This window comes from Mucilaginibacter sp. UR6-11, from assembly GCF_020880695.1.
Taxonomy (GTDB): Bacteria; Bacteroidota; Bacteroidia; order Sphingobacteriales; family Sphingobacteriaceae; genus Mucilaginibacter.
In genome coordinates this window covers 89,815-113,438 of sequence record NZ_JAJIWO010000007.1, presented here as the reverse complement: position 1 = coordinate 113,438, position 23,624 = coordinate 89,815, and the positions used below count along the sequence as shown (strand labels likewise).

The 23,624-nt window shown below is 44.6% G+C and carries 19 protein-coding genes and 1 tRNA gene; 8 read left to right on the top strand and 12 right to left on the bottom strand.

Annotated features, from left to right (window positions below; all coding sequences use genetic code 11):
• Nucleotides 1–8: 8 nt before the first annotated feature.
• The 4 genes from LJ658_RS16040 to LJ658_RS16025 form a co-directional block, all read right to left on the bottom strand.
• Complete coding sequence (locus tag LJ658_RS16040) at nucleotides 9–1,373, bottom strand: RagB/SusD family nutrient uptake outer membrane protein (protein ID WP_230547549.1); 1,365 nt, start codon at nucleotides 1,371–1,373, stop codon at nucleotides 9–11.
• Between the two features lie 10 nt (nucleotides 1,374–1,383).
• Nucleotides 1,384–4,851 (bottom strand): SusC/RagA family TonB-linked outer membrane protein, encoded by a 3,468-nt coding sequence (locus LJ658_RS16035; protein WP_230547548.1) that lies wholly within the window; start codon nucleotides 4,849–4,851, stop codon nucleotides 1,384–1,386.
• 200 nt (nucleotides 4,852–5,051) lie between these two features.
• Entirely contained in the window at nucleotides 5,052–6,179 is a 1,128-nt protein-coding gene (locus LJ658_RS16030) for a FecR family protein (protein WP_230547547.1), read from the bottom strand.
• Nucleotides 6,180–6,246: 67 nt separating this feature from the next.
• Complete coding sequence (locus LJ658_RS16025) at nucleotides 6,247–6,843, bottom strand: RNA polymerase sigma factor (protein ID WP_230547546.1); 597 nt, start codon at nucleotides 6,841–6,843, stop codon at nucleotides 6,247–6,249.
• An 832-nt stretch (nucleotides 6,844–7,675) separates the two neighbouring features.
• Between LJ658_RS16025 and LJ658_RS16020 the strand changes: the two genes are divergently transcribed.
• Genes LJ658_RS16020 through LJ658_RS16010 form a run of 3 tightly spaced genes read left to right on the top strand, consistent with a single transcriptional unit; the run spans nucleotide 7,676 to nucleotide 10,923 of the window.
• Nucleotides 7,676–8,935 (top strand): site-specific integrase, encoded by a 1,260-nt coding sequence (locus LJ658_RS16020; RefSeq protein WP_230547545.1) that lies wholly within the window; start codon nucleotides 7,676–7,678, stop codon nucleotides 8,933–8,935.
• Nucleotides 8,928–9,917 (top strand): tyrosine-type recombinase/integrase, encoded by a 990-nt coding sequence (locus LJ658_RS16015; protein ID WP_230547544.1) that lies wholly within the window; start codon nucleotides 8,928–8,930, stop codon nucleotides 9,915–9,917. The genes LJ658_RS16020 and LJ658_RS16015 overlap by 8 nt, the downstream gene beginning before the upstream one ends.
• Entirely contained in the window at nucleotides 9,904–10,923 is a 1,020-nt protein-coding gene (locus tag LJ658_RS16010; RefSeq protein ID WP_230547543.1) for a site-specific integrase, read from the top strand. The genes LJ658_RS16015 and LJ658_RS16010 overlap by 14 nt, the downstream gene beginning before the upstream one ends.
• Nucleotides 10,924–11,046: 123 nt before the next feature.
• Here the strand turns inward: LJ658_RS16010 and LJ658_RS16005 are convergent, their stop codons facing one another.
• Nucleotides 11,047–11,544 (bottom strand): J domain-containing protein, encoded by a 498-nt coding sequence (locus tag LJ658_RS16005; protein WP_230547542.1) that lies wholly within the window; start codon nucleotides 11,542–11,544, stop codon nucleotides 11,047–11,049.
• Nucleotides 11,545–11,845: 301 nt separating this feature from the next.
• Here LJ658_RS16005 and LJ658_RS16000 point away from each other — a divergent pair, with 301 nt between their 5' ends.
• Nucleotides 11,846–12,583, top strand: coding sequence for a zinc ribbon domain-containing protein (locus tag LJ658_RS16000; RefSeq protein WP_230547541.1), 738 nt, complete (start codon nucleotides 11,846–11,848; stop codon nucleotides 12,581–12,583).
• On the opposite strand, the gene LJ658_RS15995 is transcribed toward LJ658_RS16000, so the two are convergent.
• Nucleotides 12,546–12,622 (bottom strand) — tRNA-Asn (locus LJ658_RS15995). The genes LJ658_RS16000 and LJ658_RS15995 overlap by 38 nt on opposite strands.
• A gap of 208 nt (nucleotides 12,623–12,830) precedes the next feature.
• Here LJ658_RS15995 and LJ658_RS15990 point away from each other — a divergent pair.
• Entirely contained in the window at nucleotides 12,831–13,748 is a 918-nt protein-coding gene (locus tag LJ658_RS15990) for a PfkB family carbohydrate kinase (RefSeq protein WP_230547540.1), read from the top strand.
• 63 nt (nucleotides 13,749–13,811) lie between these two features.
• Here the strand turns inward: LJ658_RS15990 and LJ658_RS15985 are convergent, their stop codons facing one another.
• From LJ658_RS15985 to LJ658_RS15965, 5 genes are all read right to left on the bottom strand, one after another.
• Nucleotides 13,812–15,413 carry a porin family protein gene (locus tag LJ658_RS15985; protein WP_230547539.1) on the bottom strand — a complete coding sequence of 534 codons (1,602 nt, stop codon included), beginning with the start codon at nucleotides 15,411–15,413 and terminating at the stop codon, nucleotides 13,812–13,814.
• Complete coding sequence (locus LJ658_RS15980) at nucleotides 15,410–15,994, bottom strand: RNA polymerase sigma factor (RefSeq protein WP_230547538.1); 585 nt, start codon at nucleotides 15,992–15,994, stop codon at nucleotides 15,410–15,412. The genes LJ658_RS15985 and LJ658_RS15980 overlap by 4 nt, the downstream gene beginning before the upstream one ends.
• Nucleotides 15,995–16,130: 136 nt before the next feature.
• A complete protein-coding gene (locus LJ658_RS15975) occupies nucleotides 16,131–16,919 on the bottom strand; it encodes a hypothetical protein (protein WP_230547537.1) in 789 nt (262 codons plus the stop codon).
• A 134-nt stretch (nucleotides 16,920–17,053) separates the two neighbouring features.
• Entirely contained in the window at nucleotides 17,054–17,290 is a 237-nt protein-coding gene (locus LJ658_RS15970; protein WP_230547536.1) for a cytochrome b5 domain-containing protein, read from the bottom strand.
• Between the two features lie 176 nt (nucleotides 17,291–17,466).
• A complete protein-coding gene (locus tag LJ658_RS15965) occupies nucleotides 17,467–18,312 on the bottom strand; it encodes a phytoene/squalene synthase family protein (RefSeq protein ID WP_230547535.1) in 846 nt (281 codons plus the stop codon).
• 60 nt (nucleotides 18,313–18,372) lie between these two features.
• On the opposite strand from LJ658_RS15965, the gene LJ658_RS15960 reads away from it, so the two are divergent.
• The 3 genes from LJ658_RS15960 (at nucleotide 18,373) to LJ658_RS15950 (ending at nucleotide 22,633) form a co-directional block, all read left to right on the top strand.
• Nucleotides 18,373–19,860, top strand: a complete 1,488-nt coding sequence (locus LJ658_RS15960) for an NAD(P)/FAD-dependent oxidoreductase (protein WP_230547534.1) — start codon at nucleotides 18,373–18,375, stop codon at nucleotides 19,858–19,860.
• A gap of 310 nt (nucleotides 19,861–20,170) precedes the next feature.
• The gene (locus LJ658_RS15955; RefSeq protein WP_230547533.1) at nucleotides 20,171–21,877 is read left to right on the top strand and encodes a sensor histidine kinase; all 1,707 of its coding nucleotides are present in this window, start codon (nucleotides 20,171–20,173) and stop codon (nucleotides 21,875–21,877) included.
• Nucleotides 21,878–22,633: a LytTR family DNA-binding domain-containing protein gene (locus LJ658_RS15950; protein WP_230547532.1), complete on the top strand. Its 756-nt coding sequence runs from the start codon at nucleotides 21,878–21,880 to the stop codon at nucleotides 22,631–22,633.
• Nucleotides 22,634–22,640: 7 nt separating this feature from the next.
• Here LJ658_RS15950 and LJ658_RS15945 read toward each other — a convergent pair whose 3' ends face one another.
• Nucleotides 22,641–23,516, bottom strand: a complete 876-nt coding sequence (locus LJ658_RS15945; protein ID WP_230547531.1) for an AraC family transcriptional regulator — start codon at nucleotides 23,514–23,516, stop codon at nucleotides 22,641–22,643.
• Nucleotides 23,517–23,624 lie beyond the last annotated feature (108 nt).

Genomic DNA, 23,624 nt, shown 5'->3' with positions numbered 1-23,624 from the left:
GGGCTGCTTTATCTTGGATTCTGCTGCACGTCGTTGTATAATAATTCGTTTTGAGGTAAGGGATACGTGTACCGGTCGTCGTTTGGCGGCAATGTATAGGTCTGCCCGTTCGCCACACGCTGGAGCGTAACGGCAAAACGGGGCTCAAGGTTCAGCCGGCGCAGGTCCATCCAGCGCGTGGTACGGTAGGCCAGTTCCTTGCGGCGTTCGGCCAGTACCTTGCCCAAGGCATCATCTGCCGAAACGGCGGTCAGGGGCACAAAGGTGCCGGTTTTGAACCGGGTGACCAGAAGCGTATTCAGGTCGGCCATCGCTGCGTCCTTATCCCCGGCCCTGGCTTCACATTCCGCTCGGGTGAGATACACCTCATCGGTTGCCAGTCCCCCAAAAAGTAAAATACTTTGTGTATAGCTTCCCTTGAAGGTAATATTCGCCGGAGTACTGTTATACAGGATCGTTTTTCGCAGGTCGTTAGGCTGATATGACGCGTATAAGCCCGGGTCTGGATTGCTGAATCTTACAGCCTGGACCAAAGCGCATGAGGCAAAATAAATAATCTCGACATTGGTCATGGGGATCGGGCGGGAACTGGCCGGGTTGAGTGTATTGAAATTCATCAGCGCGCTATTGAGCTGCAGACAGGAATCCGCATACAGTTTGGCTTTGCCGAATTGCTGCATACCTAAGTAAACACGGGACAAAAGCGCATAAGCAGCCACACGGTCAGGGCGGATATGGGTTTGTACTTGCTGGGTCACCGGAAGCAGTCGTGCGGCGGTCAGCAGATCGGTAGTAATCTGGTCATAGGTCTGCTGTACGGTCGACCGCCCGGTTTTGATATTGATGTCGGAGCTCAGGCGTAAAATAACACCTGGTTTTGCCGCATTTGCGATGCTGTAGGGAGGGGCAAATATACCGGCTATATTAGAAAATGCCCAGGCACGGTCAAACAAACCTTCGCCTTTGACGACGTTCCAGTTGGCCTGGGTGGCTGCGTCCGGCTTGATGGCTTCCAGGCCGTCAAGGGCGGTGTTGGCGTAATAGACCTGCTGGTATAGGCGGTCCCAGTCGGCGGAGTCATCACTGGAGAAGATCAGCTTCGCCCAGAGATAAGCATTGTGGTCGTCGGCATAGCTGCTGTTCAACAGCGCATCAGAGAGATAATAATCATCCGATCCTTGCTCACCGAGTGTTGGCTGCGAACCATAAATAAAGGTCCCGGAATTATCCAGCAGGGCCTGCATATCGGTTATACTCACCGGCACGACCAGATTTTTGTTGGTCTTGGCATCCAGCCAGTCTTTTTTACAAGACGTCTCTGCCAGCGCAAAAAGGCAGAGTATTATCAAAAGTTTCGTTTTCATGATCTTCATAAATTCCGTTTTAAAAATTAACATTCATACCCAGGGATAAAGTGCGCGGTTGGGGGATGCCAGTCAGGAAATCCGGGTCCAGCCCGTCTTTATTGGCCCGCCATAAAATGGCCAGGTTATTGGCATACAGGTAAAAGCGTACCGAACTGAAGGGCGGGTTGTGGAGCCTGGTTTTGTCAAGCGTGTACCCGAAGCTGATATCCCTGAGGCGGACAATATCGCCTTTATCTACCACCGCCGTGGACCCTGCATAAGCGCCATCACGGGCCGGGTCAGCGGGGTAGACCATAGAGGGTACATTGGTATGGGCTTCATCTCCGGACTGCTGCCAACGGTTGAGCCACTCCTTGTTTGCCCCGGCACCACTGTACAGGTTAGCATAGCTCAAGGCGCTTCGCTGGAAAAAGCTGCCAAAGGCATACGTAATGTTAGCCGACAGCGAGAATGCATGGTAAGAGAAATTATTACGGATGGAACCAAACCAGGGCGGCGAAGACGGACCCACGTATTTCCGGTCCTTTACCGGCACCCCGATCAGGGTATTATAGTCCTCCGTCAAAACGCCGTTCAGATAAACCCGCGGGTTGCCGTTGGCCGGGTCGAGCCCGCCCCAGGCATAGGCGTATACCCCGCCCAAAGGACGGTCTACAACGATACTCAACCCTGTGCTGGACGGGGGGCCGTTATATTTAGTCACCTTGTCGGTGGTATAGCTCAGCAGCAGATTGCTTGTCCAGCGGAATTTGCCGCTTACATTAACCGAGTTAAGCTGCAGGTCGATGCCCTGGCCGGTCATATCGGCAAAATTACCCCGGAACTGGGTATAACCGGTGCTGGAAGGAACATAGGTGTCACCGATCAGGCCGCTGCCGCTCTTGCGGTAATATTCCAGACTGCCGGAGATGACCTCATTACGCAGCGCAAAATCAAGACCAAGATTCAGCATGCCGATAGTTTCCCAGCGCAGTTCAGGATCTCCGGCGGAATTGATGCCCCCCTCAGTGTACGCCCTGCCATTGAAGTCATAATCCGGTGTAAATATGGCCGTTGTAACCGCGGTAATATTGTTGTCGATATTTCCGCTAAAACCATAAGTAGCCCTAAGCTTAAGCCTGGGCAGCCAGTCCATATGATAAAATGTCTCTTTGTCCAGGTCCCATTTGCCACCCACAGACCACAGGGGCACGGATTTCTGGTTGGTTTTAACGCCGAACAGGTTGGACTGATCGATCCTGGCACTCCCCGAAAGCGTATACTTACCCTCATAGGTATAGGCAGCATTGCTGAAATAGGAACGGTAACGGTTATCGGCGCCTGACAAGGCCCCCTGTGATGCTGGCAGCGAGAGGTAATTTCCCGTTGGATTGATCGGAAAATACGTGAAGGAATTGATTTGCTGAGAGATCAGCGTAGTCGGGTCATACCCGTAGTAAGTACTGGAACCTGCGGCTGTACTGAATTCCCTGGCCTCCACACCGGCAATGGCGGTCAAAACACTTTTCCCGCCGCTGTAATTATAATCTAGCTGCGCCCGGCCGTTCTGAATGTTAAGGGTATTGTCGCGTTTATTAAGAACACCTCCAAGGGGCATATTATAACCGGTTACATTGCCGCTGGGGTCGATTATGCTATAGGTATTGATCAGGTTACGGGCATAATAACTATCCTGCAGGGCCAGGTTATCCAAATTACCGCTGCCGCGCTCATACTGGTATTTCACCTCGGCGGCCAGGCCCTTAACCAGGGTATATTTAATGCCGGCCTGCGCGCGGGTATCATATTGTTTATAGGTCTGTGTTTTCAGTTTGCGCCGGAGTTCGTCCAGCGGTGAAAATGACCAATCCAAAAATCCGTTATTTTGTATGGTCCCGAGGAAAGAGGGGTTGTAGCCCGCTTGTCCTGCCCTGGCTACCACCGGCAAGGGGTTGCCTGTCGCGTCGGCCAGCTGCGTATAAGGATAGATAATGTTAAGCGTTGGGAAGAGTGAGTCATCTGCATCGCTGCGGGTTTCGGTATAAGCGATCCCGGCTGTGATCTCGAGGTTTTTTACAGGTGTAAAGGTGTTCTGGGAATTAATGGTGATCCGACTGTCGCTGCTGCCAGCCTGGTTCTGCCGGTTCTGGTCATAACCGGCGGAAAAAAAGTAAGTGGCCTTGTCGCTGCCGCCACTTAGGCTCAGCGCGTTTTGCCAGTTGACGGCCGGGCGGTAAAAATATTTGCTCAATTGCGTCCTTGCGTCCACATTACGCAAAGCATTAAGCTGCGTACCCGCATCAGCCCCAGATAAAGACCCGTTCCGTTCGCGGTTAAGGATATCAACCACCGGGGATACCGGTGCATAGGCACCTAAGCCGAGTGTGCCGTCAAAATAGCCCTGTTTAAAGAGATATTGTTCCACATCAATGTAATCCGTAGCAGGCAGGTAGGTCGGGTCATAAAAAAGATCCGGGCGCTGGCTGGCGGTCACATTGGTATTGAATGATATATGCAGCGGCTGGTTTACCCTGCCACGTTTGGTGGTGATTACGATCACGCCGTTACCGGCACGCGCGCCCCAAATGGAAGAGGCCGCGGCGTCCTTAAGGATGGTGACATTTTCAACGTCATTGGGGTTGATCATACTCAGGTCCCCATCATAAGGGAAATTATCGACGACCACCAGGGGCTGGTTATTGGCGAAAATGGTAGAAGTACCGCGGATATTCAGTGGTGATGCACCGATATTATAGCCCGGATTGCGGGTGTTGAATAAGATACCGCTGGTTACGCCATTTAGCCGGTCCAGGATATTGGTGGAAACGCTACGGTTCAGCAGGCCGTTGCTAACATAATCAAAAGAGCCGGTGGCCCTTTCCTTGGGCAGTTCCTGGTAGCCGTTACTGACAACAGCCACCTGACTGAGTTTCACCTCGTCAGTTTGCAGGATAATAGTCACCATCGGCTTTGCCGAACGTAATAGTTCTGCAACCGCGATCGTACGCGTCAGATAACCTACATAGGATACTTTCAGGGTATCTGTAGGGTTAACGGGCAGATCATGAAAGAAGCCGTCCTGCCCGGTAATACCAATTGTCCCGGTAATTTTGTCGGTTAGGGTAGCCCCGGGCAGCGGATTGCCCTGCTGATCGGTGACTTTGCCGTTTAGAGGGACAACGTCTGCGGGCGGGGTAGTGGACTTTGGGCTTGAGGAACCCGGTTCCTTCAGCCTGATAATGATTGTCTTCTCCTTGATGAGATAATCTAAATGCTGTTTGGAGAAAATACTGGAGAGAGCGGACTCGATACTGACATTTTTCAGGTCAATGGTCACCAAAGCGGCGTCTTTTAATAAAGCGGAATTGACAAAAAAATCATAACCGGTTTGCTGCTGAATATCCCGCAGGACTTTCTTCAGTGGTTCATTTTTTTCTCTAAGGGATACCTGCTGCGCGAAACTCGCGGCACTGACATGCAGTATAGCTGCTAAAAGAAGGAGCATAGTAATCTTCATAATCCGCAGGAATTTCCGGAGAACGGCAGAGCGCCCCCTGTAATTAAAAGCGTAAAAATTCATACATTTGAATGTTTGGGTTTGAGTTATTTAATGCTTGTCGTAAAATTTATTTAACGGGTAGCCCGAACGACCGCCGGGAGTGTTTGCAGCACTCCTGGCTTTTTTCAATGGTAACCCAGGAGGGTCTAGCGTGTTGTTACCATGATCCTCCTTCCCTGAACTTCAAAGTGAACATTGCCGGTTGATTTCATGATTTCAAGTACGGCGGAAATATTTTTTGCACGAGAAACGCTGCCGTCAAACGACAATTGTGCCGGTTGGGACCGGTAGACCACTTCCACATTATACCACCGCGAAATTTTCCGCATGATGCTTTCCAGGCTTTCACCGATAAAGATGAAGCGGCCTTCCTTCCACGCTAAAACTTGTTCCATATCGGCGTTCTTCGCCAGTTCAATTTGATGACTGCTACCGGTTACGGCTTGTTGCCCCGGCGTTAAAATCCGGTGATGTCCGCCTGCTGAAACCCGTATGGCGCCCTCCAGCAAAGTAGTGGTGATATTGGGTTCATCCGCGTAGGCATTGATATCAAAACGGGTTCCTATATCCTCCACAGTCTGGCCATTGCAGATCACCCGGAACGGCTTTGCTGTTTGATGAGCCACTTCAAAATAGGCCTCTCCGGTTATTTTTACGGTCCTGTCCTGACCGGTAAAAGCAGTCGGATAAGTAACGGATGATTCGGCATTTAACCAGACCCTGGTGCCGTCCGCAAATACCAGAGGGTAAGGCGACTGTTCGCCGCGGCTGGTCGAAAGCGTATTATACTGAGTTTGACGATCTTCGTTAGCGGATGCCGTATACACCAGGGCATTCCCTGAATTGATACGAATCGAGGTATTGCCCTGTTGCGCCAGCAATCCGTTCAGGCTTTTGGTCAGTGCAATTTTCCGGCCGTTTGCAAGGGTCAGTGTAGCCTGGTTTTTGCCCGGCGCAATATCGTGCGGCTGGGTCCGGCTTATTCGCGGTTCGGGCTGCTTTTTTAAGATAAAATAGCCTCCAAGCCCCAGGAAGATCAAAATAGCCGCGGCTGTGGTTAATTTTACCATGCTGAAAAGCGGCCTGGTTATTTTCTTATTTATAGGCAGGGCTGCCCATACTTCCGCTTTGGCAGCTTCAATGTTCTGAAACGAGGGTGCCGGTCGCCGGTCTTTCCAGTATAGGTACCAGCTTTCCACCGTCGCCTTTTCTTCGTCGGTGCATTGCCCGCTGTTGTATTTACTTAATAGCTTGTTATCAAAATTTTCTTGCATAATAGTCGGCGTATGAACTATACATCCCTAACTATATAAACAAACTACTAAGGGGGATAGGGTAGATTTATTTTTGAAAAGTTTTTAAAAGGTAAATAACATAGAGCAGAAGTCCAAGCTTTGTACGCAGGATCCGCAAAGCGTTCTTTACTTGTGTTCTCACGGTATGCTCAGATATATTGAGTTGCTCCGCGATTTCTTTGTGACTATAGCCCTGCGTCCTGCTCATCAGGAAGATCTCCCGCATTTTTGGAGGCAGATTGCCAATTTCCCTTTCAATAATCTGGGTAAGCTGTTTTTCTCTGATTTGAAAATCACTTTGAACCTGCTCTGTTCCGGTAAAGTCTTTCAAGGTTCCCATATAACGCGATTCAATACCCGACCGCGCGGCAAGGTTCAGGATCCGGTTTCTTACCGCAGCGTACAGATAGGAGGCCAGTTCAGTACCGAATTGCAACGATTCTCTTTTATTCCAAAGAGCAGCAAAAAGGTCCTGTATAATATCCTTGGCTTCTTCATCGCTTTTTAAACGTTTGCAGGCATGGATATATAATAAGCCAAAAAAACGGTTATAGATTTCCGTAAAGGCATCCTGGTCCCCGCCCTTTAAAAGAACGGCCAATTCATTGTCCGTGTAAGTGCCATATGCCATGATGGGGATCATCTGTTGTAAAATTAGGAAGAATAATCACCAATATTAGCTAACTAATTGAAATTTAACAAATATCAGCAATTGGCATCCTCTCACATATAAAGATGATATGTGTCGAACAGCAACGATCAATCCGGCGTTCGCTCATAATATCCTGAAAATTAATAAAAAAAGGCTCCTCGAATTGCGGCAAAATAAGAGCAAATTAAAATTGACCATAAGATTATGGCTGACTAATTGTAATTGTGGCGAACAGCATAAACAGCCCCATATTAAAAAACCTTATGTTCAACATACGTTGAACATAAGGTAAGCCAAATTGTACTGACAGCGTTAAAATATTAGAACACATTTCTGGCTTCTTGGCGATTGTAGAGGCCATTTTGCAAAAATATGAGGCAAGAAATTCTGGCGAAAAAAGTCAATAGTCGTGTCGTTTTTTTTATTTAAGGTGTTCAGAAATTTCAACATGGTGAATTTTAAACACACTTTAATTGCGGCAGCAACGCCCGTCTGTTGCGGAGCAACAGCGGGCGATTTTGGACTTGCGACTAAATTTCAACTACCAATCCGTCTTGGCAATCGGACGCCTCGGCTTCGGCATCTTCACGGTTTTCGAATACTAAATTATTACCGTCTGTATCAGTTGCGATGATAGCGTACTCCGCGCCTTATGCAAAGCTTTACATAAGGGCCTTTATGTAAATAAAACGATTATGTAAACATTTGTATTTAGGTATTTGAAAATCAATTCCTTGATTTAGAACTCCCCCTTTTTTCTTTACATAATCATGTACAATATTTTTGATGATGGGCGATGTTGCCCTAACAAAATATTGTATTTATGAATGATAAACCAAAAAAATTAGAAGACTTAACAAGTGAGTTCAAAGTTTACATGACGGGCGTACGCAAACTCGCGGATAGTACGGTTCAGTGTCACCGCTGGTATTGGAATAACTTCGCGAGGTATCTTTTAGATCATAAAATCGAGTTGGTAGATGCGGCTGTATGTAAGGATTATTTATTTTTCCTATTTGCAGATAAAGACCTCCAAAACTTAAAGCCCTATGAAAGAACGCTCTTGAGGGTCATTAGGGATCTCATTGAATTCCAGGAGACAGGACGAGTTTTAAGAGCAAAAGAAATCCCCGCTGCACTGGGTGGGTCTATTGGGGAGGTTATGATGGGCTATATTGCTGACCGTATATCTCAAAGGTTTGCCCCCAGGACTATCTCTTATGACAGGTATTACCTATCTAAATTGCTTGATTATTTAACCCAGCACAATGTTCAGTCAATAAAAGAGGTGAATGAACTGCACCTCTTGATGTATTTCAAAAGCTTCAAATCAGAAAATTGGTCAATAGCAAGCAGAGCCATTATTATTATCAGAGGCTTTTTTAACTTCTTATACAAACAGCAAATACTTGATATAGATTATTCCAAGGTCATCCCTAAAAGCGGTTATAACTCGCATAAAAAGCGACCATCAAGTTATACCGCTGACGAAATAAAAAAGCTGTTGGACTCCATTGATAGAGCTTCGGCAACTGGCAAACGCAATTATGCGATCATATTATTGGCGGCAAAGTTAGGGTTAAGGGCATCCGATATAGTTAAACTTCAGTTCAATAACATCGATTGGACGCAAAACACGATTAAGTTGATGCAGTATAAAACTTGCAGGCCGGTGGAATTACCCCTCTTACCAGAAGTAGGAAATGCCATCATTGATTACTTGCGATATGGCAGACCAAAATCAAATAGCCAATATATTTTTCTGATATCTCTTTCACCATATACAGAACTAATGGCAAGTTCGGTTTCTTCAAATGTTAAAAGGATCTTTGCAAGTGCAGACATCGATATCCGACATAAGAAAAGTGGCCCTCACGCGCTTAGACATAGTTTGGCCGGGCTGCTGCTTGAAAGTCAAACCACCCTGCCAGTCATTTCTGAAATTCTGGGACACAAGTCCAGTGAAACCACGAGCAGGTATTACCTACGCATCGATCTGAAATCACTCCGGCATTGTGCATTAGAGGTGCCGATGGTGTCTGGGTCGTTTTATACACAGAAAGGGGGATACTTCTATGCTTAAAATAACATATCACGGTATCTACGCCAGTTATATCGAGCAATTGATAGCTTTCAAGAGAAGCGTTGGTTACAAATATGACAGGGAGGCAAGATTATTAGCCTACTTTGACCGGTTTACCATTGAAGAAGGTGAAACTAATGTTGGTATATCCAAAGAACTTTCTGATAAATGGTGTGCGCGAATAGGCTGCGAATCGGAGACCTATCGCTATAGCCGGTGCGTTTGCCTCAATCAACTTTCTTCTTACCTGTGCAACATCAATATCCGTTCATTTATAAGAATGCTGCCCAAATACCGCAAAAACTTTAACCCTTATGTGTTTTCAAAAATTGAAATGGAAAACATCTTTATGGCGTGTGATAAGCTGGCCACAAAAGATAAGGTAATGGACTCTACCGTGTTCGCTATGCCAATTTTGATAAGGTTCCTATATGGTACGGGGTTACGTATAAATGAAGCATTAGACCTGAGAAATAAAGACTTCAATCTCATCGATAACTATATTATCGTCAAAGACAATAAAAACGGGTTTGAACGTAATCTCCCGCTGTCGGACTCATTGGCGCGGGCTTGCAAAATGTACGAGTATAGAGGCCAAATGCCGATCAAAACCTCTGGAGACACTTTCTTTTTTGTAAAGATGAATGGTGAGCGTTGTCATCGGGCTGTTGTTTATAGTTGGTACAGAAGGGTATTAACGAAGGCGGGAATAGCTTTTACTGGTGGTTCTCACAATCATTCGGGGCCGAGAATTCATGATATAAGGCATACAACGGCCTGCCATGCTTTGGCAAAGATGATTGATGAAGGAATGGATCTTTATTGTTCATTACCTATTATCTCCACATATCTTGGCCATCAATCCCTCAAAGCAACCGACTTGTATGTAAGGTTGACCGCCGAGATGTACCCCGGCCTGATTAAAAATATCGACATGTTAACTTTTAACGTTTTCCCCCGCCTTGACCATGAAACCAACTGATTTCTCCAAACACCTGACGGACTTTTTTACAAAGTACCTGACCCATGAAAGAGGGTTAAGTTCAAACACCGTCGTATCCTATCGCGATACATTTGTTCTATTAATAACATTTATAGAACGTGAAAAACGGATCAAGCCGGAAAAACTGGAACTTACATCAATAACAAAAAAATTGATCGTAGAGTTCCTCGACTGGCTGCAATCGCAAAGAGGCTCAAGCATAGCAACAAGAAACCAAAGACTTGGTGCGATACACTCATTCTTTAAATATGTGCAATACCAGCGGCCGGATGCTTTATATGAGTATCAGCAAATCATGTCCATACAGATCAAAAAAGTAAATAAACCTTTGATGAGTTATCTTACAATTGATGGCATCCGGCTGCTATTAAAACAACCTGATGTGAGCACCAAGAAAGGCAGGCGCGACCTTGCACTACTATCGTTATTGTACGATACGGGTGCCCGTGTTCAAGAGATCATTGATCTTACGCCGGCAGTTATCCGTTTTAATAAACCGGCTACCATACTGCTGAAAGGTAAGGGAGACAAAAGTCGGGTTGTTCCACTTTTGGATGACCAGGTTAACATACTAAAACAATATATGGCTGAACGGAAATTACTCGAACCTTTCGCAAACCAATACCCTCTTTTTGCTAACAGTTATCATCAAAAGCTAACAAGAGCAGGTGTTACCAATATATTGCTTAAATATGTAAAGAAAGCCCGGGAAGAAACACCTGACCTAATCCCTGAAAAAATCAGTTGCCATTCCTTAAGGCATTCGAAAGCGATGCATCTTTTACAAGCGGGAATAAATCTGGTATACATTCGGGACATCCTGGGTCATGTTTCGGTACAATCTACCGAAACTTACGCGAGAGCCGATGCTAATCTAAAGAGGGCAGCTCTTGAAAAAGCATACGTAAATGTTAAACCCGCCGAAGCGCCCGATCCAATATGGATAGGGAACTCAGAACTTAAAGAATGGTTGAATAGCTTTTAGCTCAAAAGATTATGTAAAGTAAATCCCATCAAATAGTGAATAAAAAAGCTACAAATGGTTAATACTTTACATAATCGTTTTGTTTACATAAGGGTCCACCAAACATCTCAATCACTATATAACTCATGGCTTGTAGGTTTTTTGATTAATATAATTGCGCTTTGGCTTTTCATCATTTAAGACTTCGCTACCGTATTTGCTCCTAATTTCATCCAGCGATTTTTTACCACCTTTTGAAACTTTATACTCGGCTGTACGGAAATACCAGGCTAATTTTTTAGGCGCAAAAAAGAAACCCGCATCCTTTAGCGTGGCTCTTACAGGATAGGTGTTGCCGGTACACCAAAGCCAGTAACCTACTAACTCAATCGTAATGCCCTCTAAATGGATGATTTTCTCAATAGCGTTACGGTACGCTTCGGACGATAATATTTCGTTTTCCGTTTCTTCCTCGGATAAATTAGCCCCTTTGATGGCTTTGGCAGAGGCAAAAGCATACTCTTTGTTGATTTCCTGCATGGTAACCGTATCACCCCCCAAATCGGGGTGATACTGCTTTGCCAGTTTTTTGTAGGTCGCCTTGACTTCCTCAAGTGTCCCACACTCATTAAACCATTTCATGCTCTAATTTTTAGTTTTCAACTTGATTATTTCCGTTTTTAATACCTCCACATTTTTCGTACTGCCGAAATGATAATCGGTTTCCTCTTGCAGTTCCTTTATGGCATCATGGATGTTTGGGTACTTGGTTCTTATTGTGATTTTCACCAGTAAGAAGATTTTATCAGTTTTCATAATGGTAAGTATTTAGAAATTCGTTAAATTCAAACTGAAAGACTGTGGGGTTATCTGTTGCTAACTGTTGTGCATAACCATCCCAAAATATTTGGTTGGCAAGAAGCGAAAAATCAAATTAACCATAATGTCGCCTGCTATGCTGCCGTTAAAAGGGTTCTTACATTGTACGCAATGTAACCGTATTTTATGTGGTAGCGCATCCAAAGGACGTAATAACTACTATTACTATTACCACTGCTCGTCTGCTTGTGGCTACCGTAAGAAAGCCGAAGAAGTTAACAAAGCATTTGTCGATGAATTGAAAATGTATGTCCTCAATGAAGATTCAAAAGATGTCTTTAAAATCGCGATAATGGACGCTTACATAGATGCCACAAAAGGTGAAACACAAAACAAAACCAATTATATAGTTGAGATAACAGAACTGAGCAATCGCATTACAAAAGCGAGGGAATTATTACTGACTGGAGACTTGGATGGTTCCGACTATAAAACTATCAAAACAGAAAGTGAACATCGGATCGCTGTTTTAGAGGCTAAACTTGCTGAAGCACCTGTTACCGCGGTTAGTCTGGTAGAGGTAGAGCGTTTGTTAGATAAGGCCATTACCAAGTTGACCCAAATAGATGTAATCTACTCTAATTTTGATACTTACGTTCAAAGAGAGGTAATTGGTTCGATGTACCCCGAAAAATTCACTTTTGAAAATTTGCAACATCGAACCGCTAAGGTTGACTTTTTGTTCCAACTTATCTATCAGATTAACAGCTCGTTACGGGAGAAAAAAAGAAGGGCAAGCGACCGTAAAACGTGCTTGCCCATTCTGGCTCCTGAGGCTGGGCTCGAACCAGCGACCCTCTGATTAACAGTCAGATGCTCTAACCAGCTGAGCTACTCAGGAATCATTTTCCGTTTGGAGTGTGCAAAAGTATCATTTCTATACTTATTTCACAATGTTTTTTAAAAAAAAATGTAAAACATTAAATATGAGTTAGTTTAATTTGCGGCCGGTGCTATATTCCCATGTCCGCCGGCAATTAAGGTTTGTATTGCAATAGGTATGATTACTGGGGTAATTTTACAATCTTTGCAAAAAAGATAAATATTAAATGAGTTTATTAGTTATTGGTACTGTTGCGTTTGACGCTATTGAAACCCCCTTTGGTAAAACAGACAAAATAGTTGGCGGCGCTGCAACCTATGCAGGCCTGGCCGCTTCTTACTTTTACGAAAATATAAAAATTGTTGCTGTTGTAGGTGATGATTTTCCTGGAAGCGAAATAGCCGACTTTAACAATCACGGTATTAATACCGAAGGATTACAAATAAAAAAAGGAGAGAAATCTTTTTTTTGGAGCGGTAAGTATCATAATGATATGAATAGCCGCGACACGCTGGTAACTGAATTAAACGTGTTGGCTGACTTTGACCCCATCATTCCGGAAAGCTATCAGGACTGCGATTATCTGATGTTGGGTAACCTAACCCCACAAGTGCAGCAAACGGTTATTAAACGCCTTAAAAACCGCCCTAAACTGATTGTAATGGACACCATGAACTTTTGGATGGACATTGCCATGAACGATTTGCTGGAAACCATCAAACTGATAGACGTATTAACCATCAACGATGCCGAAGCGCGCCAGTTATCAGGCGAATATTCGTTGGTTAAGGCGGCCCGTAAAATTTTAACCATGGGTCCAAAATACCTGATCATAAAAAAAGGCGAGCACGGCGCGTTATTGTTTCATGAGGATAAGATCTTCTCGGCCCCGGCATTGCCACTTGCCGAAGTATTTGACCCGACAGGCGCCGGCGATACCTTTGCCGGTGGTTTTATCGGCTATATGGCTAAAGTTGGCACGGTTAACTTCCATAATATGAAAAATGCCATCATCTTCGGTTCGGCGCTGGCGTCGTTCTGCGTGGAGAAATTTGGCACCGAAAAAATCAAAAACCTTACCGATGCAGAAGTAGCCGAACGTGTACAGCAGTTTGTTCAGTTGTCTTCTTTCGAGCTTAAATAAGATTGGAAACCTTATATATTATAATTAATAAAGGCGGACTATTTACCTGGTCCGCCTTTATTGTTATGGCAAAGAGGGGCCTGTTTTTTTATTCTTATTGAGTTTAATGCCAATGGTAAATTGCAGGCTGCCGGTGTTAGCTGTATAGCTGCCCAGCGACGAGCTTATTTTCAGCCTTTGCAGGCCATAATAATAACCGGCCTCAAATAATAAACGTTTATAATTTAGCCCGATCCCGGCTGATACCCCGAAACGCACCTTTTTATCAAAGCCGGTATTGTTTATTGCATCGGTCACGGTGTTATAGTATCCTGTGCTGTCTTTACGGGTTTTTGTGGTAAATGTGCTCACCCCATTGACCTGTTTTAAGGGGAGGGTAAGCACCGGTCCTGCCTTAATATTAAGAATACCGGTAACCTTATAAACCAGCTGTAACGGTATATCAGCGGTGTAAACCTTGCGCGAATCAGTTATCTGCAAATTTTGGGCGGTGTCTTTCTTGCTGTCATTGGTATGGCTATAACCGCCGCTTACTTTATGCGGGGTTAACAACCTTGTCTGCAGGTTAACAGCCCATTTGTTACTAAGGTTATAGGTGGCAAATAACCCGCTATAGACATCTACAGGTAAACTGCCATAGATATTTTTGTTCTGGCTTTTAGTTGTAAAACTACCCGACGTATTTACTCCGGCAAGTAGCCCCCAGTCAAAACCAGTGTTTGTTGATGCGGTTTGTTTTTTTGAAGGTGTTTTTTTGTTGGCAGATTTTGCGGTGGCTGGTTTAAGTGTTTTGTTAACAACGTCAGAATTTTTCGAGATAAGGCCTATTGCACTGTTATCCCAGCCCGAAGTTAACAGCGTTGATGATGGCGATATGATTTCTTGCGCTTGTATACTGTCAGCTGAAAAACGGGTATCTGTATTTTTTGCTGTTAGCCTTCCCGGTCGCTGCGGTAAATTATACGAATTTCCGGGCTGACCGGCGGTTCTGTTATACAATCTTTCTCCGGTACGTTGATTGGATTTGGATGATGTACTGGGCCTCTTAACGTGCCCTAAACGCTTAAATCCTCCGGTTGATGACGGTGCCGGATTATAAAGTAGCCGCGAACTATTATTTAACCTGTCATTTAAGGATAATACTTTGCTATTTACACCGGGGTTAGCTGCCCTGCGGTCATCAGCTGCTGCTGTATTTTTTAAGTTTGGTGCATCGTTATTTGATGAATTACCGGTTTTATCAGCGTTAATTTTATTTAAATGATTGCCGCTGGCTGTGGCATTTTTGCTAGTGGCTACTGCAGAATCTGCCGCCTGCAGCTTGTCCTGCCGTAGCTTGTCCGGCGGGATAATGTCCTTTTTTGCTAGGGCATGTTTCATCCCGGTTTTTACAGGTTCTTTATATTTTGTTGCTGCGCGATGATGTACGATCAGGTAAGTTAAAGCTCCCGCCAAAAGCAGGGCAATAACAGCATACAGCAATTTAAACCTAACCAGATGAGCTAATTGTGCACCGGCGTTGGTATTACCGGCCGGATCATTAACCGGCAGGTTTTGATCTAAAAGCTGCTGCATATCGGCCCAATCAGCCTGTACATCATAGCTGATCGGTAACTCATTGCGTTTTTGCTGCCAAAGCCCGAGGTATTGTTCTGAATTTCTCATTTTGCTTTGTCACTCCTTTCTGTTGCCTGATCTTTTTTTGCCGGTGGTTCAAATTGGGCTCTTAATTTTCGCCGGGCTTCTGCCAAATGCCAGCGCGATGTGCCTTCGCTTATATTTAATTGTCCGGCTATTTCTTTATGGGTATATCCGTCAAGCACATACAGGCCGAAGACGGTTTGTGTGGCATAGGGCAGCAGCCTGACATGGGATAAAATATCTTCGAAATACAATTTCTCCAGGACAGATGGCGAGATAAAAAAATCATCCTGGTCCTGCTCATCCAGGGTTAGCGAACTAAATTTCAATTCCTTCCGGCAAAGGTCAATGGTGGTAAATATCATGATCTTTCTTATCCATCCCCCTAATTCGCCTTTCTCAATATCAAAATTTTCAATGGATTTAAATACCTTTAAAAAGCCGGTATTTAAGGCTTCTTTAGCAAGCTCTTTATCGGGCAAATAGCTACAGCATACCCGTAGCATATCGGCATAAAACAGCTTGTACAAAGCCTCTTGCACCGTCCGGGTATTATTGATACAGCCTTTTACCAGTTTTTCTGTTTGGCTTTTAGATAGATTCATTCAAAATTCATTCCTGAAGTGCCTTGATTAATAACTCTTCGCAGAAAGTTTAGTAAACGTTGGGTCCGAAAAATATTTTTAAATATACAGGAGATCGGCAATTGATTTAGTAACCAATCTCCTGTAATTATCAGTTTTAAAGTGTGATATGGGTGGCCGACATGGTTACCCCCGAAGTATAGTTCCAGACGATATCCATATAAGTCGAATTAAAGGTTATAACTCCGGTATAGGTTGTACTACCAACTTTGATGGTTAGCGGGTAGGTTGTACCCAGCGTTATTGGCGAAGCCACCAGTGGGTAAAAAGCGACGATCCGTTTTAACGGTGTATTAGGCAGCGCGCATTGCCCGGCATTGGGCTGTATAATATCCGGAATATTTAAGATGTAATTGTTGTTGGTTTGAGATTGATTGGTGTTTAAGCTGCTATTGCCGCACGGGTAAGGGTTACTGGTTTGAGCTGTCAGCACAAAATAGGTTGAATCGCCGTGTGGCATTTTAAAATAGGTTGGCGTAATCACAATATCACCCGTAACCGGGATATGTGTAAATGCAGGGTCGGCCGGTGGCGCAGGGTTATCAGTTACCGGTGGATTATAGTTAACATCTAATACCGTAATTGCCCTGGTAGCCGGCGCGCCGTCATTGCTTGCCGCGCTTACGGTATAGGTACCCGCCTTTAAAAATTGAATAACCGCTTTGTTACCCACGGCATGGATCTGGCTAAAGCCTGATGGAGTAACGCCCCATTTCACCGAGTCGTTATCAGCACCCAGTAAAACCAGGGTATCGGGTTCGTTATATTTTACGGTTGTTTTGCTGGCGACAATTTCGCCCGGTTTTACTCCCTGTGTTTTTTGGCACCCTTCTATCAATGCTATCAGCATAAAAAGGGCGAATGATACATAAGCTAAGTTTTTCATGATGTTGTTTTTTAATTTGTTTGAAAAATCCTGTTTATAGCATCATCGTCCCGGCGACCGGAAACGTTGGGTGCGAGCACAAAAGAGAATTTGGTTGCCCGGGGGTAAACTTATGGCTGCAGGTGTAAGCTAAATTACCCCAATCTGCCTATGGCATCAAAATTATTAAACACCCATTCATCATGCGGTGCGTCGCCAAGCTCGTGGCTAAGGTCCTGGCCGGCCCAGTGCTCATAGTGTTTGCCGTTGCGCCAGAGGCGGCTGCGGGTAACATCATAGATCAGCCCTTTGTAGGCTATCCATACCTCGGGCTTGTCCTGCCCGTTGCGCAGGGCCAGTTGTGATTTGGTATATACGGGCAGGTCAGTCATGTTGGCAAATATACTTTTTACGAAATTAAGTTGGTTATCAGGGGGTGTTCCACTTTGCGTGAGCGGAACAGAGCGGAACACCCGGAACGGAGCGGAACACCCCGGAACGGAGCGGAACACTCCGGAACAGAGCGGAACACCCCGGAACGAAGCGGAACACTCCGGAACACCTTAACTTAGCTAAATCCAATCAGCGCCGTTAAATACAGCCACGCTTTATGCGCGTTGTTTACGCTTACCCGCCTGGCCACAAGGTCATCCACCGGCATCGCTACTATCTTTTTAAATAGCTGTAAATAATACCGGTAAGCAATATAGACGCCCAATTTTACACCCTTGGGTAAACGTTGTATTCCTTCAAGTCCCTTATCAAAATCCTGTTGAATGTCTGCCTCTATGGTTTGTTTATCTTGTTGCGTGAAATTTTTAAAATCGATGCCGGGGAAATAGGTGCGGCCGCGGTCTTCATAGTCTGATTTAATGTCCCGCAAAAAATTGATCTTCTGGAAACCCAACCCCAGGCTTAGCGCCATTGGCTTTAACTGTTCATATTGTTGCCTGTCGCCTTCGCAAAAAACCTGCAGGCACATCAGCCCGATCACACCGGCCGAGCCGTGAATATAGGTCTGGTAATCCGTTTCATTATAAACCTTATGGTCCAGGTCCATCTCCATCGACCGTAAAAAATCACTGATCAGGTTATGGTCTATTTGATATTGGTTAACAATTAGCTGGAAAGCATGCAGTACCGGGTTAAGGCTAATTTTTTGGTCGATGGCTTTAAAGGTGTCCTGCTTAAAATCGCTGATAAGTTGTGCCTTGTCATGGTTATGAAAGGTATCTACAATTTCATCCGCGTAGCGCACAAAACCATAAATAGCATAAATGGGGTACCTAAACTGTTTATTAAATGCCTTAATACCTTTACTGAATGATGTGCTGTATTTATTGGTTATCAGCTTGCAGCATTCAAAGCAGGTTTCATCATAAAGATCCATTTTCACGTGTACGCTTGGCTTCAAAAGTACATATTTAAGGCGGCCCGCAAAACAATTTGCTTACTTTAGGCCGGTTGAATTTTTATGGGTGCCCAAAAACATATCATCGTAATCGGCAGCGGCTTTGCCGGGCTGTCGGCGGCCTGCGTGCTGGCTAAAGCGGGGCATAAGGTTACCATCCTCGAAAAAAACCAGCAGGCCGGCGGCAGGGCAGGGGTTTGGCAGCAGGACGGTTTTACGTTTGATATGGGCCCAAGCTGGTATTGGATGCCCGATGTTTTTGAGGATTTCTTCGGTCGGTTTGGTAAAAAGCCGTCGGATTTTTATGAACTGAAAAGGTTAGATCCGGGCTACCGGGTTTACTACGGCAAAGACGACCTTATAGACGTGCCGGCCAGCCGTACCGGGCTGGATAAACTCTTTGACGGTATTGAGCCGGGCAGCAGCAAACAGCTGGATAAATTTTTAAAGCAGGCCGGATATAAATACAGGGTAGGCATGGGCGAATATGTTTTCCGCCCGTCGCATTCCATAACCGAGTTTATTGATCTTAACCTGATAAAAAAAAGCCTGAGCATGCAGCTGCTGGGCAGTATGCGCAGGCATGTGTACCGGCATTTTAAGAACCCGAAGCTGCGGCAGTTACTGGAATTCCCGGTGTTGTTTTTGGGCGCGACACCACAAAATACGCCCGCCATGTACAGCATGATGAACTATGCCGACCTGGTTTTAGGCACCTGGTACCCCATGGGCGGCATGAACGAAATTGTAAAGGCGATGGTAAGCCTGGCCGAAAGCCTGGGCGTTGAAATTAAATTAGATACCGGGGTAACTAAAATTAACGTAACCGGCCGGCGCGTCAGCAACCTGCAAACCACCAATGGCGACTTCCGGGCTGACATGGCAATTGCAGGCGCCGACTATCATTACGTGGACCAACACCTGTTAGCCGCGCCTTATCGCAATTACAGTCCCAAATATTGGGACAGCCGTGTAATGTCGCCCTCAAGCCTTTTGTTTTATATTGGTATCAATAAAAAAATAGACGCCGTACAGCACCATAACCTGTTTTTTGATGCGGATTTTGAACAGCATGCCAAGGATATTTATACCAGCCCCAAATGGCCGGACAAACCACTGTTTTATGTTTGCTGCCCCTCAAAAACAGATGAAAGCGTGGCGCCAAAGGGGAGCGAGAACCTGTTCTTCCTGATGCCAGTTGCCCCCGGGCTTGAGGATACGGAGGCCATTCGCGGCCAGTATTTTGAACTGATGCTGTCGCGGTTTGAGCATGTCACCGGCCAAAGTATCCGCCAAAATATTGTGGTTAAAAGAAGCTACGCGATCAATGATTTTAAGGCCGATTACCATTCGTTTAAAGGCAATGCTTATGGTTTGGCAAATACGCTTAAACAAACGGCCTTTTTTAAACCGGCCATGCGTAACCGGCAGGTAGAAAATTTGCTGTACACCGGGCAGCTAACCGTGCCCGGGCCGGGTGTGCCGCCGGCTATCATATCCGGGCAGGTGGCGGCAGCGGAAGCGATGGCTTATTTGAACGCGCGCGGTTGACTCACCCCGACATCGCTACGCTTGTCGGCCCTCTCTCCGCAAGCGGGAAAGAGGGTTGTTTGAATTTTAAATTTTTATTAGCCGGCTGTCGCCGCCCTGCATAACCGCTGCCAAATTCTAACCCGTCAATACCATATCCTCAACGCCGGTTGCCTACGGTGGCCCATAAGCACATTTTTGTGATGTAATTAAAAAACATTAAACTTAAACACTCATGAAAAGTAAAAAAATACTAATGCTCATTTGGTTCATCTGTGGATATGGGTGTTCAAAAATAAGTTTTGCGCAAGGGGGGTACTTTCTATTTAATATGGAGAGCACAGACAGAAAAAGTTTGATCAGAAGCCCGGTATCCTATTCGGTGGCAGATAGCAGTTTATATATGGTTTTATATGAAGCGTCTAAAAATAAACAGGATTACGTCAAAGAGAAAAATGAAACCATAATTCATAATATGGGCGCTAATATAAATTTAGCCTTCAATAGCCCTATAATGCTTGGGGTTAAACTAGATGCATCAATCAGTAATCCCGCGTCTGTACCGGTAAAGTCTCTTTCAAAATCTTATGCCAGCTATGTTATCTCAAATTCGTCGGCTGCCGAGGTAGTTGCTATGGGCGTGAATAAAGACAATGTGGGCGATTATCGATATCGTGTAATTGAAAATGATAGTGTAGAAATTGTACCCTGGTCAAAAATACCGTTGCAGATGAAATATGGTGCTTTACAGCAATATGGGTTTATCGGCAAATATAAATCGCCGGGGAAACAGCTATTGGTTGAAGTACAAAACATTAAGGATTATAGCATCCGTGACGGAGTGCTTTTTGACTGGCGCACAAGTTTTAAACCGGTGGTTACCCAAATAACAATAAGTATGGCAACAGAGCGGGTGATTGACGGAACGGCTTACAATAGGAGTAATGTAAAAATCGCCGGTGAAGCGGTTTTTAATTTGAGCAATACAAAAGCTAACAGAGGGTATGCCACTAAATTTACTGAAAACGGTATAATCCCAACGGACTTTAAGTTTCCGGCTGACAGTATAGGAAGTATTCGGCTTGATTTTAAGCGTCATGAAACACTGCCCTATATAGTACGTATTGTTCATAACCTGGATATGGTAGATGATCAGCAAATAGGGTATTATATTTTGGACGATCATTTTGATATTGACAGTAAATATTTTAAACAACCGGGAAGATATGAAATATTGATTCAGTCTACCTTAAGCGGAAAAGATGAGCAATGTTTGCATATACCTTTCGAGGTTAAACCACCACCTTTAACGCAAAAAAAGGTCTCCATTAAACAACTAATACCTTACACAGTTGCAACCCTTTGCGGGGTTGCTTTTTTGTTTTTATTATATCGCCGCCAAAGCCGGGCAAAAATACGGCGCGTAGCGCAGGAGAAACAGGTGGTTGGTTTAAAATTACGATCAATACGGGCGCAGCTTAACCCGCATTTTATGTTTAACGCGTTAACATCTATTCAAAATCTCATCAATAAAAATAACATTGCAGGGGCCAATTATTACCTGTCAAAATTCGCCGGTTTAACCCGGCAGGTGCTGGACAGCAGTAATGACGATGTACTAAGCCTGGAAGATGAACTTAAGGTGTTAAACAACTACCTGCAAATGGAACAGCTGCGGTTTAACTTTCAGTATAATATTACGGTTGACGGGCAATTAAACCAGGCCAATATCGAGATACCTGCCATGCTGCTGCAGCCTTTTGCAGAGAACGCTGTTAAACATGGCATATCAGGATTAAATGACGCCGGTAAAATTGAAATTTCTATAATGGCTGATGGTAATAACCTGGTATTAACCATAACGGACAATGGTGCCGGGTTTGTGAAAAATGCGGATGCCGACGGCTACGGCATAAAATTAACCGAAGAGCGGGTTACGCTGCTTAACCAGATCTATAAAGATCAATCTGTAACTTTGGATATCAACGCGACACCGCAGGGCACCACGGTAACCATCCGTTTATTAAACTGGATCTAAATGAGCATCAGGACTATAATTATTGATGATGAGGCAAATAACCTGGAAAACCTACAGACTATTATACAGCAATATTGTACCGATGTTGATGTGATTGCTACCGCGCGAAATGCCGATGATGGCTTGCTGCTGATTGAGCAGCATAAGCCCGATCTGGTTTTCCTCGATATCCAGATGCCCGGTAAATCGGGCTTTGATTTGTTAGCCGCATTGCCCAAAATAAACTTCGAGGTGATATTTATTACCGCCTATGATAAGTATGGCATCAGGGCCATTAAGTTTTCGGCGCTTGATTATTTGCTGAAGCCGGTAGATATCGACGAATTTAAAACCGCGCTAGTAAAAGCAAGGGAGAAGATCAATGCCAAAAAGCAAAATTTAAATATGGAAAATTTGCTTCAGTATATTAAGGCAGGTAGTAAAGAGCCGCCTAAAATAGCGCTGCCGACTTTGAAGGAAATCATGTATGTTAAGGTTACAGACATTGTACGCTGCGAGGCTGCAAATAACTACACCACGTTTTACCTGCAAAACAACGAGCAATTTTTAGTTTGCAAAACCTTAAAAGAGTTTGCCGATCTGCTAAAGCCACATAATTTTATCCGTACCCATCAATCGCACCTGGTAAATATAGATAGCGTTAAAAGTTACCTGGCCGAAGATGGCGGGACAATACTGCTAAAGAATTTGGAAAAAGTGCCTATCTCCAGGCAAAACAGGGAACTGGTTAAAATCGCGTTAAATAATGGTTTATAAGGGCTTCCTAAAAACTATCCTTTACAAAACTCTTTTGATAACCCATTGGTGTTTTGCCTTTGATCATTTTAAAGTATTTATGAAAGCTTGAAAAATTGTTAAAACCGCTTTCATAACAAATTTCTTTGATGGCCAGCTTGTTATCAATAAGCAGTTTGCAGGCATGGCCAATGCGGATCTCGCGCACAAACTCTGAATATGTTTTTTTGCTGCGCGATTTAAAGAACTTGCAAAAAGAGTTGGGGCTGATGTTTGCAACGGTCGAGATCTCTTTCAGGCTGATATTTTTTTTAAAGTTGCTGATGGAGTAATTGTAGATGGCATTGATGCGGTCCTTTTCTTCCTCCTGGAAATCATTCCGGAAACCCAGGGACGCCATCAGGTTACTTTCTTTGCATTCGCCGATAGCCAGCAATACTTCAAGTAAGGAAATTATTTTGCGCGGGCCCTCGGCCGAAACGATTTTCTCTATCAGCGGGCCTATTTTTCGCCCGGATGATTTGGACAGCGAGATGCCGCGCTTTGATTTTTCGAAAACGTTAACCAGTACCTTATTTTCGGGGAGCTTTAAAAAAGTATCCCCCAAAAAAAGCTGGTTAAAGTGGATCACGCTAACATCGGCCTCGGGCCCGTCCGGGTTGTTGTCGCTGCTGGTATCAAACTGCCAGTAATGCGGCAAATTAGCGCCAACCAGCACCACATCGCCCGGTAAAAACGGACTGATGCTGTCGCCTACAAACTGGGTGCCTTTGCCTTTTTTAAAGTATACCAATTCAATCTCGGGGTGGTAGTGCCACCGGCTGTTAATATTGGGCATGGTATCCTGCCGGGCGCTGAAAGAGCTGATCTGGTCTTTGGATACTTTTAAAAGCTGAAGTTTCACCTGGTTTATATTTTTATACTAAAGTATGAAAAAAGTTGAGCCAAATGTGCATCATATTCTGCGTTTAAAGGCCAACTTGCCAATATTGCTTAATAAATAGCTTATTGC

Coding starts and splice junctions, on each gene's coding strand:
- LJ658_RS16040 (WP_230547549.1), bottom strand. CDS start 1,373: ATGAAGATCATGAAAACGAAACTTTTGATAATACTCTGCCTTTTTGCG.
- LJ658_RS16035 (WP_230547548.1), bottom strand. CDS start 4,851: ATGCTCCTTCTTTTAGCAGCTATACTGCATGTCAGTGCCGCGAGTTTC.
- LJ658_RS16030 (WP_230547547.1), bottom strand. CDS start 6,179: ATGCAAGAAAATTTTGATAACAAGCTATTAAGTAAATACAACAGCGGG.
- LJ658_RS16025 (WP_230547546.1), bottom strand. CDS start 6,843: ATGATCCCCATCATGGCATATGGCACTTACACGGACAATGAATTGGCC.
- LJ658_RS16020 (WP_230547545.1), top strand. CDS start 7,676: ATGAATGATAAACCAAAAAAATTAGAAGACTTAACAAGTGAGTTCAAA.
- LJ658_RS16015 (WP_230547544.1), top strand. CDS start 8,928: ATGCTTAAAATAACATATCACGGTATCTACGCCAGTTATATCGAGCAA.
- LJ658_RS16010 (WP_230547543.1), top strand. CDS start 9,904: ATGAAACCAACTGATTTCTCCAAACACCTGACGGACTTTTTTACAAAG.
- LJ658_RS16005 (WP_230547542.1), bottom strand. CDS start 11,544: ATGAAATGGTTTAATGAGTGTGGGACACTTGAGGAAGTCAAGGCGACC.
- LJ658_RS16000 (WP_230547541.1), top strand. CDS start 11,846: ATGTCGCCTGCTATGCTGCCGTTAAAAGGGTTCTTACATTGTACGCAA.
- LJ658_RS15990 (WP_230547540.1), top strand. CDS start 12,831: ATGAGTTTATTAGTTATTGGTACTGTTGCGTTTGACGCTATTGAAACC.
- LJ658_RS15985 (WP_230547539.1), bottom strand. CDS start 15,413: ATGAGAAATTCAGAACAATACCTCGGGCTTTGGCAGCAAAAACGCAAT.
- LJ658_RS15980 (WP_230547538.1), bottom strand. CDS start 15,994: ATGAATCTATCTAAAAGCCAAACAGAAAAACTGGTAAAAGGCTGTATC.
- LJ658_RS15975 (WP_230547537.1), bottom strand. CDS start 16,919: ATGAAAAACTTAGCTTATGTATCATTCGCCCTTTTTATGCTGATAGCA.
- LJ658_RS15970 (WP_230547536.1), bottom strand. CDS start 17,290: ATGACTGACCTGCCCGTATATACCAAATCACAACTGGCCCTGCGCAAC.
- LJ658_RS15960 (WP_230547534.1), top strand. CDS start 18,373: ATGGGTGCCCAAAAACATATCATCGTAATCGGCAGCGGCTTTGCCGGG.
- LJ658_RS15955 (WP_230547533.1), top strand. CDS start 20,171: ATGGAGAGCACAGACAGAAAAAGTTTGATCAGAAGCCCGGTATCCTAT.
- LJ658_RS15950 (WP_230547532.1), top strand. CDS start 21,878: ATGAGCATCAGGACTATAATTATTGATGATGAGGCAAATAACCTGGAA.